Origin of the sequence: Zeimonas arvi, from assembly GCF_008039575.1 — a bacterium.
Lineage (GTDB): Bacteria > Pseudomonadota > Gammaproteobacteria > Burkholderiales > Burkholderiaceae_E > Zeimonas > Zeimonas arvi.
Window position 1 is genome coordinate 46,812 of record NZ_VDUY01000007.1, and the last position, 16,090, is coordinate 62,901.

The 16,090-nt window shown below is 69.1% G+C and carries 13 protein-coding genes; 5 read left to right on the plus strand and 8 right to left on the minus strand.

All coding sequences use genetic code 11. The features are described from left to right. Positions 1-10: 10 nt before the first annotated feature. From FHP08_RS15800 to FHP08_RS15825, 6 genes are read right to left on the minus strand one after another with little or no spacing between them, the layout of a single operon-like run. On the minus strand, positions 11-583 hold the full coding sequence (locus FHP08_RS15800; protein WP_147705459.1) for a CoxG family protein: 573 nt from the start codon (positions 581-583) through the stop codon (positions 11-13). Further along, positions 580-1,788: a vWA domain-containing protein gene (locus FHP08_RS15805; protein WP_147705460.1), complete on the minus strand. Its 1,209-nt coding sequence runs from the start codon at positions 1,786-1,788 to the stop codon at positions 580-582. Before FHP08_RS15805 ends, FHP08_RS15800 begins: the two co-directional genes overlap by 4 nt. Next, a complete protein-coding gene (locus FHP08_RS15810) occupies positions 1,785-2,681 on the minus strand; it encodes an AAA family ATPase (protein ID WP_147705614.1) in 897 nt (298 codons plus the stop codon). Before FHP08_RS15810 ends, FHP08_RS15805 begins: the two co-directional genes overlap by 4 nt. Positions 2,682-2,722: 41 nt before the next feature. Continuing rightward, positions 2,723-3,517, minus strand: coding sequence for an FAD binding domain-containing protein (locus FHP08_RS15815; protein ID WP_147705461.1), 795 nt, complete (start codon positions 3,515-3,517; stop codon positions 2,723-2,725). A gap of 24 nt (positions 3,518-3,541) precedes the next feature. Continuing rightward, positions 3,542-5,899: a xanthine dehydrogenase family protein molybdopterin-binding subunit gene (locus tag FHP08_RS15820; RefSeq protein ID WP_147705462.1), complete on the minus strand. Its 2,358-nt coding sequence runs from the start codon at positions 5,897-5,899 to the stop codon at positions 3,542-3,544. 16 nt (positions 5,900-5,915) lie between these two features. Beyond that, the gene (locus FHP08_RS15825; protein ID WP_147705463.1) at positions 5,916-6,377 is read right to left on the minus strand and encodes a (2Fe-2S)-binding protein; all 462 of its coding nucleotides are present in this window, start codon (positions 6,375-6,377) and stop codon (positions 5,916-5,918) included. Between the two features lie 121 nt (positions 6,378-6,498). On the opposite strand from FHP08_RS15825, the gene dcd reads away from it, so the two are divergent. The 5 genes from dcd (at position 6,499) to pnp (ending at position 12,876) form a co-directional block, all read left to right on the plus strand. Next, positions 6,499-7,065 carry a dCTP deaminase gene (gene dcd / locus FHP08_RS15830; protein ID WP_147705464.1) on the plus strand — a complete coding sequence of 189 codons (567 nt, stop codon included), beginning with the start codon at positions 6,499-6,501 and terminating at the stop codon, positions 7,063-7,065. A gap of 280 nt (positions 7,066-7,345) precedes the next feature. Next, positions 7,346-8,896, plus strand: coding sequence for a 2-isopropylmalate synthase (locus FHP08_RS15835; RefSeq protein ID WP_147705465.1), 1,551 nt, complete (start codon positions 7,346-7,348; stop codon positions 8,894-8,896). Between the two features lie 91 nt (positions 8,897-8,987). Then, positions 8,988-10,259, plus strand: coding sequence for a branched-chain amino acid ABC transporter substrate-binding protein (locus FHP08_RS15840; protein WP_147705615.1), 1,272 nt, complete (start codon positions 8,988-8,990; stop codon positions 10,257-10,259). Positions 10,260-10,365: 106 nt separating this feature from the next. Beyond that, positions 10,366-10,635: a 30S ribosomal protein S15 gene (gene rpsO / locus FHP08_RS15845; RefSeq protein WP_147705466.1), complete on the plus strand. Its 270-nt coding sequence runs from the start codon at positions 10,366-10,368 to the stop codon at positions 10,633-10,635. A gap of 114 nt (positions 10,636-10,749) precedes the next feature. Next, the gene (gene pnp, locus FHP08_RS15850) at positions 10,750-12,876 is read left to right on the plus strand and encodes a polyribonucleotide nucleotidyltransferase (RefSeq protein WP_147705467.1); all 2,127 of its coding nucleotides are present in this window, start codon (positions 10,750-10,752) and stop codon (positions 12,874-12,876) included. 204 nt (positions 12,877-13,080) lie between these two features. Here pnp and FHP08_RS15855 read toward each other — a convergent pair whose 3' ends face one another. Both FHP08_RS15855 and FHP08_RS15860 read right to left on the minus strand, forming a co-directional pair. After that, positions 13,081-14,742 (minus strand): MBL fold metallo-hydrolase, encoded by a 1,662-nt coding sequence (locus tag FHP08_RS15855; protein ID WP_147705468.1) that lies wholly within the window; start codon positions 14,740-14,742, stop codon positions 13,081-13,083. Further along, complete coding sequence (locus FHP08_RS15860) at positions 14,739-16,082, minus strand: hypothetical protein (protein ID WP_147705469.1); 1,344 nt, start codon at positions 16,080-16,082, stop codon at positions 14,739-14,741. Before FHP08_RS15860 ends, FHP08_RS15855 begins: the two co-directional genes overlap by 4 nt. Positions 16,083-16,090: the final 8 nt, after the last annotated feature.

Genomic DNA, 16,090 nt, shown 5'->3' on the forward strand with positions numbered 1-16,090 from the left:
GTCGATCTCCTCAGGCGAACAGGTAGGCGAGCACGACGATGACCAGCGCCGCGACGATCGCCCAGACCAGCCACGGCTTGCCAGCGGCGCCGGCCGGCGCCGCTGCCGGTGCCGCGGACTGGGCGGCGGGCGCCTCCGCCTCGGGCGGCGCCAGCCGCTCGGTGAACGCCGAGAAGAAGTCCTCGGCGATCTTGGCGGCGGCGCTGTCGATCAGCCGCGAGCCGACCTGTGCAAGCTTACCCCCGACCTGGGCCTTTGCGGTGTAGGCGAGCAGGGTGCCGGCGCCGTCTGGGCTGAGCTTGACGTCGGCCGTGCCCTTGCCGAAGCCGGCCACGCCGCCCTGGCCTTCGAAGGCGATCGTGTACGAGTCCATCGGCACGATGTTCTGCAGTTCGAGCTTGCCCTTGAACCGGGCGTTCACCGGGCCGATGCGCACCGCCATCGTCGACTGGAACTGGTTGTCGCCGGTGCGCTCGAGCGACTCGCAGCCGGCGATGCACTGCTTGAGCACCTCCGGGTCGTTGAGCGCCGCCCAGGTGGCCTCGACCGAGGCCGGAATGAGTCGTTCTCCCTGAAGGTTCATGTCGGATGTCCTTTGATCGGGTTTCGTTTGGCGGGATCGGCCAGCGCCCGCGCGAGGTCCGAGAGGCTTTCCAGATTGTGCACCGGCAGCATCCGGTCGACGTGCGGCAGGATCGCCCTCACGCCGGCAGCGCGCGGCTCGAAGCCTTCGTAGCGCAGCAGCGGGTTCAGCCAGACCACTTCGCGGGCGAAGCGAGCCAGCCGCGCGGCCTCGTCGCCCAGGGCGCCGTGCTCGTCGCGATCGAGCCCGTCGGTGACCAGCAGCAGCGCCGCGTTGCCGGTCAGCAACCGGCGGGCCCACTGTCGATTGAATGCTGCCAGATTCGTCGCGATCCGGGTGCCCCCGTGCCAGTCCTGCACCAGGGCGTCGGCGCGCTCGATCGCCACGTCGGGGTCGCGGTGGCGCAGGCAGCGGGTGATGTCGGTGAGCCGCGTGCCGAACACCAGCGTGTGGACGCGGTGGTGATGCTGGGTCAGGCCGTAGGCATAGTGCAGGAAGGCCCGCGCATAGCGGTCCATCGAGCCGGAGATGTCGATCAGGATGACCAGCGGCGGCGGCACCAGGCGGGGCGCCGAGCGGGGCAGGGCGATCGTGTCGGGCGTGCGCACCGCGCGGCGCAGGGCGCGGCGCAGGTCCAGGCGCCCGCGCGGCGACGGCGCGCGCCGGCGCGTGCGCACCGGGCGAACCGGCAGCGGCACCGTTTCGGCCAGCCGGCGAGCGATCGCGAACTCGCTGGCCGACATCGATTCGAAGTCGGCGCGCTGCAGCCGCTCGCGATCGGAGAAGCTGACCAGCGCGTCGATCGTCTGCTTGTCCTCGGGCGACGGCCCCTGCGGCGGCGGCGCCTGCGGGGCCTTGGGCGACAGCGCCTCCTCGACCCGGCGCGGGCGCTGCGGCGGCTTGTTGGCGCCGGGGCGGCCGGTGACGCGCGGCAGCAGCAGGTACATCAGCTTCTCGAGCAGCTTCGGATCGCGCCAGAAGGCGTCGAAAGCCGCGTCGAACACGGGCTGCTGCTCGTGCCGGGCCAGCATCACCGCGCTGAGCGCGGCGTGGATGTCGTCGCGGCGATCGAGCCCGACGAGCTCGACCGCCTCGATCGCGGCCAGGATGCGGTCGGGCCCCACCGGCACCCCGGCTGCGCGCAGGACCCGGGCGAAGTGGACGATGTTGTCGGCGACGCGCCCGCCGGCGACCCCGCCGTTCACGACGCCAGTCGATCCAGGATGCCCTCGGCGCGAAGCTCGTCGAGGATCGCCGCCGACGCGCCGCCTTCGAGGCGGGCGACGTCTTCCTGGTACTTGAGCAGCACGCCGAGCGTGTCCGACACCGACTGCGGGTCGAGCGACATGCGATCGAGCGCCACCAGCGCGTTGGCCCAGTCGATCGTCTCTGCCACGCCGGGCGCCTTGAAGAGATCCAGCCTGCGGGCCCGCTGCACGAAGGCGACGACCTGCGTGCCGAGCCGCTCGCCGGCGCCGGCGGCCTTGCGCCGGATGATTTCGAGCTCGCGCGCCGCATCCGGGTAGTCGACCCAGGCGTACAGGCAGCGGCGCTTCAGCGCGTCGTGGATCTCGCGGGTGCGGTTGGAGGTCAGGATGACGATCGGCGGATGCGTGGCGCGGATCGTGCCGATCTCGGGCACGGTGAGCTGCGACTCGGCGAGCACTTCGAGCAGGAAGGCCTCGAAGGGCTCGTCGGCCCGGTCGAGTTCGTCGATGAGCAGCACCGGCGACTTCGGCTGCGTGAGCGCCTGCAGCAGCGGGCGCTCGAGCAGCATCTCGCGGGAATACAGGCCTGCCAGCAGGCGTTCCCGGCCCTTCTGACCCTCGGGGCCCGCCTGGTGGGCGGCCTCGGCGATCCGGATCTCGAGCATCTGCCGGGCCACGTTCCACTCGTAGGCCGCCGACGCGACATCGAGCCCCTCGTAGCACTGCAGGCGGATCAGCGGCGTGGCGAGCGCCCGGGCCAGCACCTTGGCGAGCTCGGTCTTGCCGACGCCTGCCTCTCCTTCGAGCAGCAGCGGCCGCCCGAGCTCGAGCGCGAGGAAGACCGCGGTGGCCAGTTGCCGGCTGGCCAGGTAGTCCTGGCCAGCCAGCATCTCGATGCACTGGTCGACGCTGGCGGGTGCCTGCACCGCGATCAGCCCGCCAGCGCCTTCTCGACGGCCCGGCGTGCCATCACCGTGACCATCGCCGCCCGGTATTCGGCCGAGCCGTGCAGGTCGCTGTTGCATCCGGCCGGGTCGATCCTGGCGCCGGCGATCGCCTCGGGTCGGAAGTCGCGCGCGAGCGCCTGCTCCATCTCGGGCACGCGGAACACGTGCGAACGCACGCCTGTGACCGCCACGCGCACGCCGCCGGCGCCCTGGCTGACCATCACGCCGACCATCGCGAAGCGCGACGCGGGCTGCTTGAACTTCACGTAGGCCGCGCGTTGCGGGACCGTGAAGCTCACCGAGACGATCAGCTCGCCGGGCTCGAGCGCCGTGGTGAACAGGTCGGTGAAGAAGTCGTCGCCCGCGATCGAGCGGCGATCGGTCTTGACCGTGGCGCCCAGCCCGAGCACGGCGGCCGGGTAGCAGGCCGCCGGGTCGGCATTGGCGATCGAGCCGCCGATCGTGCCCATGTTGCGCACCATCTGGTCGCCGATGCCGCCGGCGAGATCCGCCAGCGCCGGGATCGCCTCGCGCACGACCTGCGAGCGCGCGACCTCGGCGTGGCGGGACATGGCGCCGATGACGACCGACGAGCCGCTGCGCTCGATGCCGGTCAGGCCCTTGATGCCCGACAGGTCCACGAGCGTGCTGGCCGAGGCGAGCCGCAGCTTCATCGACTGCACGAGGCTCTGGCCGCCGGCCAGGTAGCGGGCGTCTCCGCCGCCCGCGGCGACGGCCTGTCCGACGTCTGCCGGACGCTGGTATTCGAAATCGTACATGTGCTGTCTCCTGGTCCGGGTTGCTCAGGCCATCTTGTTGGCAATGCGCCAGACGCGTTCGGCGGTGGCCGGCATCGGCACGCTGTCCACGCCCAGTGCGTCGGTGAGCGCGTTGATGAAGGCCGGCGGCGAGCCGATCGCGCCTGCCTCGCCGCAGCCCTTGACGCCCAGCGGGTTGTGCGTGCAGGGCGTGACGTGCGTGTCGATCGTGAAGCTCGGCAGGTCGTCGGCCCGAGGCATCGCGTAGTCCATGTACGAGCCGGTGAGCAACTGACCCGATTCGGCATCGTAGGCGCAGCCTTCGAGCATCGCCTGGCCCAGGCCCTGGGCCAGGCCGCCATGCACCTGGCCCTCGACGATCATCGGGTTGACCACGTTGCCGAAGTCGTCGACCGCGACGAACTGGATGACCTTCGTGCGCCCGGTCTCCGGATCGACCTCGACCTCGCACACGTAGGAGCCGGCCGGATACGTGAAGTTGGTCGGATCGTAGAAGGCGTTCTCGTTCAGGCCGGGCTCGAGCTTGTCGAGCGGGTAGTTGTGCGGGACGTAGGCGGTCAGCGCGACCTGGGCGAACGGTACCTTGCGGTCGGTGCCGGCCACCTTGAACTCGCCGTTCTCGAATTCGATGTCGCTGTCCGAGGCCTCGAGCAGGTGGGCCGCGATCTTGCGCCCCTTGGCGATGACCTTGTCGACCGCCTTGACGATCGCGGTGCCGCCGACCGACAGCGAACGGCTGCCATAGGTGCCCATGCCGAAGGGCACGCGGCCGGTGTCGCCGTGGACGATCTCGACGTTCTCGACCGGGATGCCGAGCTTGCCGGCCACCACCTGCGCGAAGGTGGTCTCGTGACCCTGGCCGTGGCTGTGCGAGCCGGTGAAGACCGTGACCGTGCCGGTCGGGTGCACGCGGACCTCGCCCGCCTCGAACAGGCCGGCACGGGCGCCAAGCGCGCCGGCGATGTTCGACGGCGCCAGGCCGCAGGCCTCGATGTAGCAGGAGTAGCCGAGGCCGCGCAGCTTGCCGCGCTTGGCCGCCTCGGCCTTGCGGGCCGGGAATCCGGCGACGTCGGCGAGCTTCATCGCCTTGTCGAGCGTGGCCGCGTAGTCGCCGGTGTCGTAGGTGAGCCCCACCGGCGTGGCGTAGGGGAACTGGGTGATGAAGTTGCGCCGGCGGATCTCGGTCGGGTCGATCTTCATCTCGCGGGCGCACTGCTCGACCAACCGCTCCACGACGTAGGTGGCTTCGGGCCGCCCGGCGCCGCGGTAGGCGTCGACCGGGGCGGTGTTGGTGAACACCGCCTTGACCTCGGCGTAGATCGCAGGCGTCCGGTACTGGCCGGCCAGCAGCGTGGCATAGAGGATGGTGGGCACCGAGGACGCGAAGGTGGACAGGTAGGCGCCCAGGTTGGCGATCGTCTTGACCCGCATGCCCATGAACTGGCCCTGCGCGTCCATCGCCATTTCGGCGGTGGTCACGTGGTCGCGCCCGTGCGCGTCGGTCAGGAAGGACTCGGAGCGCTCGGCGGTCCACTTGATCGGTCGGCCCACGCGCTTGGAGGCCCAGACCAGCGCGGTTTCCTCGGCGTACAGGAAGATCTTCGAGCCGAAGCCGCCGCCGACGTCGGGGGCGATCACCCGCACCTTCGACTCCGGCAGGCCCAGAACGAAGGCGCTCATCAGCAGGCGCTCGACGTGCGGGTTCTGGTTGGCCACGTACAGCGTGTAGCTGTCGTCGTGGCGGGTGTAGACCGCGTTGGCCGCGCGCGGCTCCATCGCGTTCGGGATCAGCCGGTTGTTGACCAGGTCGATCCGCGTGACGTGGGCGGCCTTGGCGAAGGCGGCGTCGACGGCGGCCTTGTCGCCGTGGCCCCAGTCGTAGCAGACGTTGTCCGGCACGTCGTCGTGGACCGCGGCCGGCGCGCCGTCGGCGCCGGCCGGATCGACCACCGCGGCCAGCGGCTCGTAGTCGACCTCGATCATTTCGGCCGCGTCCTTGGCCTGCAGGGCCGTCTCGGCCACCACCAGCGCGACCTGGTCGCCGACGTGGCGGACCTTGTCCTGGGCCAGCACCGGGTGAGGGGGCTCCTTCATCGGGCTGCCGTCCTTGCTGTGGATCAGCCAGCCGCAGGGCAGGCCGCCGACCTTGGCCTCGGCCAGGTCGGCGCCGGTGAAGATCGCCACGACGCCGGGCGCCTCCCTGGCGTGCGACAGGTCGATCGACTTGATCCGCGCGTGCGCATGGGGCGAGCGCAGGAACACGCCGTAGGTCTGGCCGGGCATCACCACGTCGTCGGTGTACTGCCCGGTACCGGTCAGGAAACGCTGGTCTTCGCGCCGCAGCAGGGACTTGCCGATCGGCGAACTGGACATGTCGGTCATGGTCGTTCTCCTGGCGTCAGGCTTGCCCGGCGGCCTGCTCGACCGCGCGCACGATGTTGTGATAGCCGGTGCAACGGCAGATGTTGCCCTCGAGCCCCTCGCGGATCTGATCCTCGGTGGGCCTGGGATTGTCCTTCAGCAACTGGACTGCGGACATCACCATGCCGGGCGTGCAGAAGCCGCACTGCAGGGCGTGGCACTCGTGGAAGGCCTTCTGCATCGGATGCGAGCCGTCGGCCGATAGGCCCTCGATCGTCGTGATGTCCGCGCCCTGGGCCTGGACGGCCAGCATCGAGCATGCCTTGACCGCGCGGCCGTTCATGTGGATGGTGCAGGCGCCGCACTGCGCCGTGTCGCAGCCGACGTGCGTGCCGGTGAGCTGCAGGTTCTCGCGGATGAACTGCACGAGCAGGGTGCGGGCGTCGATCCTGGCCGACACCTGCTTGCCGTTCACCGTCATCGTTACGGTCTGTTCCATCTGGGTCTCCTCTTCGGATCGTTTTCTCGCCGGCGCGGCCGGCGCAATGCCGGATGAATCATCGCATCTTCGCGCGGGCGCCGAAAGATTTGCCCCCGGCCGACCCGGTAGAATTCCGGTCATGACAATCAAGGCCGACAAGTGGATCCGCCGGATGGCGGCGCAGCACAAGATGATCGAACCCTTCGAGCCGGGCCAGGTGCGCCAGGTCGAGGGACGCAAGATCGTCTCCTATGGCACCTCGAGCTACGGCTACGACGTGCGCTGCGCCGACGAATTCAAGATCTTCACCAACATCAATTCCACGATCGTCGACCCCAAGGCATTCGACGAGAAGTCCTTCGTCGATTTCAAGGGGCCGGTCTGCATCATTCCGCCCAATTCCTTCGCGCTGGCCCGCACGGTGGAGTACTTCCGGATCCCCCGCAGCGTGCTGACCGTGTGCCTGGGCAAGTCCACCTACGCCCGCTGCGGGATCATCGTCAACGTGACGCCGCTCGAGCCGGAATGGGAGGGGCATGTCACGCTGGAGTTTTCCAACACCACCCCGCTGCCCGCCAAGATCTACGCCGGCGAGGGCTGCGCGCAGATGCTGTTCCTCGAGTCGGACGAGGTCTGCGAAACCTCGTACGCCGACCGCGGAGGGAAATACCAGGGGCAGACCGGGGTGACGCTGCCGCGCACCTGAGTCCCGGCGGGTCCTTGGCCGCCGGCGGCGTCTTGCGCGGGGCCTTGTTGCGACACGTTCGCAAAGCCGATATATTGCAGTGCATGGCGACCGTCTCGGCTCCCTTCCTCTCGATGCTTTTCCCGGTTTCCGGCAATCGGAAGCCCGGCAGCCTGCGCGCGCCAGCCGCGCTCGGCCTGCTACTGCGCCTAGCGCGCTGACACCCCCCTTTCCCCCATCCCCCGAGCAGTACCCTGTCTCCCGTCCACGAGGCGGGCGGCGCAGCATAGGAGCATCTTCCATGGCCGACAAACTCATCATTTTCGATACGACCTTGCGCGACGGCGAGCAGAGTCCCGGCGCCTCGATGACCAAGGAAGAGAAGCTGCGCATCGCCAAGCAACTGGAGAAGCTGCGCGTCGACGTGATCGAGGCCGGCTTTGCCGCGTCGTCGAACGGCGACTTCGAGGCGGTCCGGGCGATCGCCGACGCGATCACGGAGTCCACCGTCTGCTCGCTGGCCCGGGCCAACGACCGCGACATCGCACGGGCGGCCGAGGCGCTCAAGGGGGCGAAGTCGGCGCGCATCCACACCTTCATCGCCACCTCGGCGCTCCACATGGAGAAGAAGCTGCGGATGACGCCCGAGCAGGTCCACGAACAGATCCGCCAGGCGGTGCGCTACGCGCGCAACTTCACCGACAACGTCGAGTTCTCGCCCGAAGACGGCAGCCGCTCCGACATGGACTTCCTGTGCCGCGTGCTCGAGACGGCCATCGACGAGGGCGCGCGCACGATCAACATCGCCGACACCGTCGGCTACGGCGTGCCCGAGCTGTTCGGCAATCTGGTGCTCACCCTGCGCAACCGGATCCCGAACTCGGACAAGGCGGTCTGGTCGGTTCACTGCCACAACGACCTGGGCATGGCGGTCGCCAACTCGCTGGCCGGCGTGATGATCGGCGGCGCGCGCCAGGTGGAGTGCACGGTCAACGGGCTGGGCGAGCGGGCCGGCAACACCTCGCTCGAAGAGGTGGTCATGGCCGTCAGGACCCGCCGCGACTACTTCGACCTCGAGGTGGGCGTCGACACCACGCAGATCGTGCCCGCCTCCAAGCTGGTTTCCAGCATCACCGGCTTCCCGGTCCAGCCGAACAAGGCGGTGGTGGGGGCGAACGCCTTTGCGCATGCCTCCGGCATCCACCAGGACGGCGTGCTGAAGAACCGGGACACCTACGAGATCATGCGCGCCGAAGACGTGGGCTGGAGCGCGAACAAGATCGTGCTGGGCAAGCTGTCGGGCCGCAACGCGTTCAAGCAGCGGCTGAAGGAGCTCGGCATCGAGCTCGAGAGCGAGCAGGAAGTCAACGAGGCCTTCCAGCGTTTCAAGGACCTGGCCGACCGCAAGGCCGAAATCTTCGACGAGGACATCCACGCGCTGGTGTCCGAGCAGGCAGCCCACCACGAGGCCGACGAGCGCTACCAGCTGGTGTCGATGGCGCAGTCGTCGGAGACCGGCGAGCGGCCGCACGCGCGGATCACGATGACCGTCGACGGCGGCGAGACCACCTCCGAGGCCGAGGGCAACGGCCCGGTCGACGCGACCTTCAAGGCGATCGAGTCGAAGGTGGCCAGCGGCGCCGAGCTGATGCTCTACTCGGTCAACGCGATCACCACCGGCACCGAGTCGCAGGGCGAGGTCACCGTTCGGCTGGCCAAGGCGGGCCGGATCGTCAACGGCGTGGGCGCCGATCCCGACATCATCGTGGCTTCGGCCAAGGCCTACCTGAGCGCCCTGAACCGCCTGCAGTCGAGCAACGTGCGGGTGGATCCGCAGCGCGGTGGAGTCTGAAGCGGTGCGTGTACCGGAGTCGCGGCGCCCGTCACCCTGGGACCGTCGCCGGCCGCTGAAGGCGGCCGCGCTCTTCGTCGCGGTGCTCGGACTGGGCGTCGGCGCCGGGCAAGCCGGGCGCGCGCTCGCCCAGACGCCGGCGACGCCCATCGCCGCGCCGGCTGGCGAGCCCATCCGTCTTGGCCTGATCGAAGGCTTCTCGGGGCCCTTCGCCAATGCCGGCGACGCCGTCTGGCGCAACATCCTGTTCGCGGTCGAGCGGGTCAATTCGCGCGGCGGCGTGCGGGTCGGCGGGGCGTCGCGGCCGCTCGAACTGGTCCGTCTGGACAGCAAGGGCCAGGCCGAGGAGGCGCTGGTCATGCTGCGCCGGGCGGCCGACCTGGGCATGCCTTTCGTGCTGCAGGGGAACAGCTCCACGGTCGCGGGGGCGCTGGCCGAGGCGCTCGAGCGGCACAACGATCGCGAGCCCGGCAACCGCATGCTGTTCCTGAACTACTCGGCGGTCGATCCGGTGCTCACCGACGAGCGTTGCAGCTTCTGGCATTTCCGCTTCGACGCGCACGCGGGGATGCGGATGCGTGCATTGGCCGACGCGCTCGCCGCCAACCCCCGGGTCAAGCGCGTCTACCTGCTGAACCAGGACTACAGTTTCGGCCGCCAGGTGGCGAAGCTGGCCCGCGAGATGATCGGCGCCCGGCGGCCCGACATCGCGTTCGTGGGCGACGAACTGCACCCGCTTGGGCGGATCAAGGATTTCGTGCCCTACGCGGCCAAGATCCGTGCCGCCGGCGCGGACGCGGTGCTCACCGGAAACTGGGGCAACGACCTGACCCTGCTGGTGCGCGCGGCCCGGGAAGTCGGTCTGGACGCCGACTTCTACACCTTCTACGGAAACGGGCTCGGCGCCCCGGCGGCGATCGGGGAGGCCGGCGTGGACCGGGTGCGCGCGGTGGCCGAATGGCACCCGAATGCCGGGATCGCGCCTGCGCAGCGGATCTACGAGGCTTTCCGCGCGGCGTTGCGCGACCCGCGAGACGACTACTTCAACATGCGTCACGTGGTCATGATCGAGATGCTGGCGGCGGCGATCGAGGCGGCCGGATCGACCGAGGCGGCCGCGGTGGCCAGGGCGCTCGAGGGGCGTACCCATCGGGGCGAGCCCTACGAGGCCACGATGCGGGCCGATGATCACCAGATCCTGACACCGTTGACGGTATCGGTCATGCGTCGGGCCGGCCCCACGGCAGGGAAGGGCGCGCCGACCTTCGACCTGGAGGCCAGCGGCTTCGGTTTCGCGACCGAGCGGCGCTTCGAGGCTGCCGATACCGCAATGCCGCATCGGTGCGCGATGCGCCGGTACTGAGGCGAAAACTGCTATACTCTCAAGGCTTTACCCAAGCAGCACCCAGGCACGGCGTCGCATCCCGGCTTCGCCGCAAGTGATTCATCGATTCAATCAGGGGAAATTCATGGCTGTCGCCAACATCGACAAGGCGAAGATCGTCGCCGACTACCAGCGCAGCACCTCCGACACCGGTTCGCCCGAGGTCCAGGTCGCTCTGCTCACCGCCCGCATCGTCGAGCTGACCGATCACTTCAAGGCGCACGCGAAAGACCACCACTCGCGTCGCGGCCTGCTTCGCATGGTCAGCCGTCGTCGCAAGCTGCTCGACTATCTCAAGCGCACCAACGCCGACAGCTACAAGGCACTAATCGGCCGACTCGGGCTGCGCGGCTGAACCAGGCGCCAGGAAACCCGCAAGGAATCTTGCGGGTTTTTTGTTTGTGGGGTTGCCGAAGAGGCGAACCGCGCCGCCGGCTGATCGCGCGGGCAATGCTCAAAAGGAACGCAAGTGTTCGATATCGCAAGAAAGACATTCAAGTGGGGTGACAACACCGTCACCCTGGAAACGGGCGAGATCGCCCGCCAGGCAAGCGGCGCCGTCCTGGTCACGATGGACGACACCGTCGTGCTGGTCGCCGTCTCGGTCGCCAAGAGCGCCAAGCCGGGACAGGACTTCTTCCCGCTCACCGTCGACTACGTCGAGAAGTTCTACGCAGCCGGCCGGATCCCGGGCGGCTTCTTCAAGCGCGAGGGCCGTCCCACCGAGCGCGAGATCCTGATCGATCGTCTGATCGACCGGCCGATTCGCCCGCTGTTCCCCGAGGGCTTCTACAACGAGGTCCAGGTCATCGCCCAGGTCCTGTCGAGCAACCCGGAAGTCGACAGCGACATCCCGGCCATGATCGGCACCTCGGCGGCCCTGGCGATCTCCGGCGTGCCCTTCGCCGGCCCGATCGGCGCCTGCCGCGTCGGCTACGTCGACGGACAGTACGTGCTGAACCCCAGCGCGACCCAGATGGAATCGTCCAAGCTCGACCTAGTCGTGGCCGGCACCGATGCCGCCGTGCTGATGGTCGAGTCCGAGGCGAACGAGCTTCCCGAAGACGTCATGGTCGGCGCGATCGCCTTCGGTCACGAGCAGATGCAGGTCGCGATCGACGCGATCAACGAGCTGGTCGAGATCGGCGGCAAGCCCGAGATGGAATGGACCCCGCCGGCCAGGAACGAGGCGCTGATCGCCCGCGTGACCGAGCTGGCCGAAGCCGGCTTTGCCGAGGCCTATTCCACCCGCAACAAGCAGCAGCGAGTGGCCCGCATCCGTGAAGTCGAACAGACCACCGTCGAGAGAATCCTCGCGGAAGCCGAGGCCGCAGGCCAGCCGGCGCCCGACAAGAACGAGATCGGCAACGTGCTGTTCGACCTGCAGGCCAAGCTGGTCCGCCACCAGATCCTGTCGGGCCAGCCGCGCATCGACGGCCGCGACACCCGCACCATCCGCCCGATCTCGATCCGCACCGGCCTGCTGCCGCGCGCCCATGGTTCGGCGCTGTTCACCCGCGGCGAGACCCAGGCGGTGGTCGTGGCCACGCTGGGCACCTCGCGCGACGAGCAGATCATCGACGCGATCAACGGCGAGTACCGCGATCGCTTCATGTTCAACTACAACATGCCGCCCTTCGCCACCGGCGAAACCGGCCGTTTCGGCACGCCCAAGCGGCGCGAAGTCGGCCACGGCAACCTGGCCAAGCGGGCGATTCGTCCGCTGCTGCCCACGGTCGAGGAATTCGCCTACTCGCTGCGCGTGGTCTCCGAGATCACCGAGTCGAACGGTTCGTCGTCGATGGCCTCGGTCTGCGGCGGCTGCCTGGCGCTCATGGATGCCGGCGTGCCGGTCAAGGCGCACGTGGCCGGCGTGGCCATGGGCCTGATCAAGGAAGGCAACCGCTTCGCGGTGCTGTCCGACATCCTGGGCGACGAGGATCACCTCGGCGACATGGACTTCAAGGTGGCCGGAACCGCGCAGGGCATCACCGCGCTGCAGATGGACATCAAGATCCAGGGCATCACCAAGGAGATCATGCAGGTCGCGATGGCGCAGGCCCGCGAAGGCCGCATGCACATCCTTGGCTTGATGCAGCAGGCGATCGGCGGTGCGCGCGAGGAGCTGTCGGACTTCGCGCCGCGCATGTACACGATGAAGATCAATCCCGAGCGGATCCGCGACGTGATCGGCAAGGGCGGCGCCACCATCCGCCAGATCACCGAGACCACCGGCACCCAGGTCGACATCAAGGACGACGGCTCGATCACGATCGCGGCCGTCGACAGCGCCGCCGCCAAGCGCGCGCAGAAGATGATCGAGGATCTGACGGCCGAGGTCGAGATCGGCGCGATCTACGAAGGCACGGTGCTGAAGATCCTCGACTTCGGCGCCATCGTCCAGGTGCTGCCGGGCCGCGACGGGCTGCTGCACGTTTCCCAGATCGCCAACGAGCGTGTCAACCAGGTTTCCGACTATGTGAAGGAAGGCCAGGTCGTGCGCGTGAAAGTGATCGAGGCCGACGACAAGGGGCGCCTGCGCCTGTCGATGAAGGCCGCCGCGGCCGACGACGCCGCGCAGCAGCCGGCGGGCTGATCCGGGGTCGGCGCGTCCTGGCGAGGCGCCGGCTCCCTTTGGTTGCTCCGCGCACCCGGGCCGGCGCGAGGCCGCTGCCTCGCCGGGCAGGGTGCTGCCTCCCCGCTGCGCGGGGCTTGCTTCGCCCACCTCGGGCTTCCGCATCCGCCCAGTAAGGGGCTTCGCCCCGACGAGCAGGGGCCGCGGAATTCCTTGCGGTGGCGCTCAGCCGATCAGCTGCCAGTGTTCGCCTTCGAGCTCTGCCAGGCCGTCGTCGCGAAGCTTGAGCAGGTGGGCACTCAGCGACCGCTTGGCCACCGGCCGGATCACGGGATCCACGTCGTCGTAGGCGGTCATCACCAGTTCGTCGACCGTGACCGGCTTTCCAGCCGCGCTCAGCGCGTCGATGACCTTGGCTTCGCGCCCCATTCGATGCGCGATCAGCCGTGCGACCTCCCGCCTGCCTCGCGAGATCACGTGCCCGTGCGCCGGCAGGATGAAGTCGAAGGGTTCGGTGGCCAACCGGTGCAGCTGCGCAACGTAGTCGCGCATGTCGCCGTCGGGCGGCGTGATCACGGTGGTCGAGCCGCTCAGGATGTGGTCGCCCGAGAAGAGCAGGCCGTCTTCTTCGAGCAGCAGGCAGATGTGGTTGGACACGTGCCCCGGCGTGTGCAAGACCCGCAGCGTGGAGTCGCCGACCCGCAGGCACTCGCCGTCTTCCAGCGTGCGCTCGGGCACGAAGGCCCATTGCGGATCGAAGTCCGGCCCCGTCGGGCGGCCGAGGATGGGCGCGCCGGTCAGGGCCTTCAGCGGCGCCGCACCCGGCGCGTGGTCGGGATGCGCGTGAGTGCAGACGATGGCTTTCAGGCCGCCGCCCACGATGGCCGCGATCCGCTCGATGTGGGCGGGCTCGTCGGGCCCGGGGTCGATGACCAGGTAGTCGCCCGGCTCGCCGATGATGTAGGTGTTCGTGCCGGGGCCGGTCATGCGCCCGGGATTCGGGGCGGTGAGCCGCTGCACGTGGCGCAGGAGCGGCACCGCGCGCTCGTGCTGCCAGTCGAGCGCGTGGACGATCTGACCGTCGGGGCTCACCAGTTCGAGCTCGCCGAAGGGCAGTTCGTCCTCGCTGAAGCGGGTCACATCCCCCCGCAGCAGGCCCGCGCGCGGGCACGAGAGCCAGTTGCCGGGATTCTCCTCGCAGTGACGCAGCAGGGCTTCGACGCTCTCGTACCGGGTCAGCGCGCGCAGCGTGCGGATCGTGGGAAAGATCATGTCGAATCCGCCGCGCTCGTGTCGCTCGAGCGCGTTTCGTGGCAACACCCAGGTCGGCTCGAACTGCTCGCCCTCGTCGGCGACCGGGTGTTGCCCCTCGGGCATTCGCGCCACGAAGAACTGCGTGTCGAAGCGCTTGGGCATGTCGCGGTCGGTGACCCAGCGGCTGAGCCAGTACACCTCGTCGATCGCGAGCGCCAGGCCCTCGGCGGCCACGCGATCGTAGAAGCCGCCGTCGTCGTGGCGGGACATCCGGGCCGCGACCTCGGCCAGGTCGACGCCAGTGCGCGCGGGGCGCGCGAGGAGCACGCCGAGTTCCTCGAAGGCCTCGCGCACCGCGGCGGTGGCGAAGTCGAGCAGGTCGGGCGACTGGTCGATGCGCGAGGCGATGACTGCCCGTGCAGCCGGCGAGCCATCGAGCGGATCGACGACACCGCCGGGGAACACGAAGGCGCCCGGCGCGAAGCTCGCCTTCGCGGAACGACGGGTCATCAGCACTTCGGGACCCTGCGGGCCGTCGCGCATCAGCAGGATGGTGGCAGCCGGGCGTGTGGCGACCGGGTCGCGCCAGTCGCGCAGGAACTTCTCGCGGCGAACGCGGCTCTCGGGCGTCATGCTCCTGCTCCTTGCGCGGGCGCCTCGCCCGGCAGCCCGGCGAGGCGGGCCGGGGGAGAGAAGCGCTCGCCGTAGCGCTCGGCGAGTTTGAGCGATCGAGCGGCGAATAGTGATGCGCCGACGCGGTCGGCATAGGCGATCGCGCCACCCGAGGCCTCGGGAAATCCGACGCCGAGGATGGACGACAGGTTGGCGTCGGCCGCCGAGGCGACCACACCTTCCTCGAGGCAGCGCATCGACTCGAGCGCAAGGCGATAGAGCAGGCGATCCCGGACGTCCTCGGCGGGAATGGAGACGCGGCGCCGCTCGAAGACCTTGAGTCCGGACCAGAGCTCGGGCGGTTCGCCTTCCGCGTAGTCGTAGAAGCCTCGCCCGGCCTGGCGCCCCATCCGGTTGAAGCCGTGGGCCATCTTCTCGAGGACGTAGATCGCCTCCTCGGTCATTCCGTGCGGCTGCACAGTGGGCGCGGAATCGTGAACGTGATCGTGCGCGTGGCCGTGCCCGGGGCAGTGCGCATGCCGATGCGCGTGGTCGTGCTCACACGCGTGGTCCTCGCCGTGCCCATGTGCGTGATCGTGTGCATGCGAGTGATCGTGCCCATGTCCATGCCCATGCTGATGTCCATGCTCATGTCCATGATCGGTTTGCGTGCCGTGCAGAAGCCGATCGGCTTCCGCGAGTGACATCGCGTCCATCATGGCGAGCGGGCCCGTCTCCATGCCGGCTTCGATCGCGCTGGATTCGATCAGCGATGCGGGAACACCTTCGCCGAGCAGCGCGAGTCCCTCGTTCGCATAACAGCGTGCAAGTCGCCTCGCATGGCAACCCGCCGTGTCGGCCACCAGGATGGTTCGGACTCTGGCCTGCGCAAGGAGATTGCGCAGCGTTTCGATGTGCGCGGGCGCGCCGCCGCCGACGACCTCCGCCAGGCGCAGCGGCCCGGTTCCTGCGCAGATCGAGAGACCGATCAGCCGTCCGGGTTCGTGAAGCGCCCTGGCGAGCGGCGCAACGGGGTCGTTGCCCGCGATCGCGACCATCGGGACAGACCGGGGCAGGTCGTGTTCGAGGCGGTGAAGGGACTCGGCGCGCCGAGATGCCGGGCAGCCCGATGCTTCGACGAGAATGTCCGCGTCGGCGCGAGCCTCGGCCTTCGATTCGGAGGGGATGCGTTGCACCGTTGCGCCCGCGTCGACCAGGCGATCGAGGAGGCGCGCGGCGACGGGATCGTCCCCGATCGCGACGATCGTCGCAGAGCCGCGGGAAGGCGCGGCCGGTTGCCCAGACGAGGCTGCGCGAGGAGTGTTCATCGTTGGTATCCGGATACGGCGCGGTAGCGCCATGCAATCCG

Bases quoted from the DNA above. Each gene is read 5' to 3' on its own strand.
- FHP08_RS15800 (WP_147705459.1), bottom strand. From the start codon at position 583: ATGAACCTTCAGGGAGAACGACTCATTCCGGCCTCGGTCGAGGCCACC.
- FHP08_RS15825 (WP_147705463.1), bottom strand. From the start codon at position 6,377: ATGGAACAGACCGTAACGATGACGGTGAACGGCAAGCAGGTGTCGGCC.
- dcd (WP_147705464.1), top strand. From the start codon at position 6,499: ATGACAATCAAGGCCGACAAGTGGATCCGCCGGATGGCGGCGCAGCAC.
- FHP08_RS15820 (WP_147705462.1), bottom strand. From the start codon at position 5,899: ATGACCGACATGTCCAGTTCGCCGATCGGCAAGTCCCTGCTGCGGCGC.
- FHP08_RS15810 (WP_147705614.1), bottom strand. From the start codon at position 2,681: ATGCTGGCTGGCCAGGACTACCTGGCCAGCCGGCAACTGGCCACCGCG.
- FHP08_RS15860 (WP_147705469.1), bottom strand. From the start codon at position 16,082: ATGGCGCTACCGCGCCGTATCCGGATACCAACGATGAACACTCCTCGC.
- FHP08_RS15835 (WP_147705465.1), top strand. From the start codon at position 7,346: ATGGCCGACAAACTCATCATTTTCGATACGACCTTGCGCGACGGCGAG.
- rpsO (WP_147705466.1), top strand. From the start codon at position 10,366: ATGGCTGTCGCCAACATCGACAAGGCGAAGATCGTCGCCGACTACCAG.
- FHP08_RS15815 (WP_147705461.1), bottom strand. From the start codon at position 3,517: ATGTACGATTTCGAATACCAGCGTCCGGCAGACGTCGGACAGGCCGTC.
- FHP08_RS15855 (WP_147705468.1), bottom strand. From the start codon at position 14,742: ATGACGCCCGAGAGCCGCGTTCGCCGCGAGAAGTTCCTGCGCGACTGG.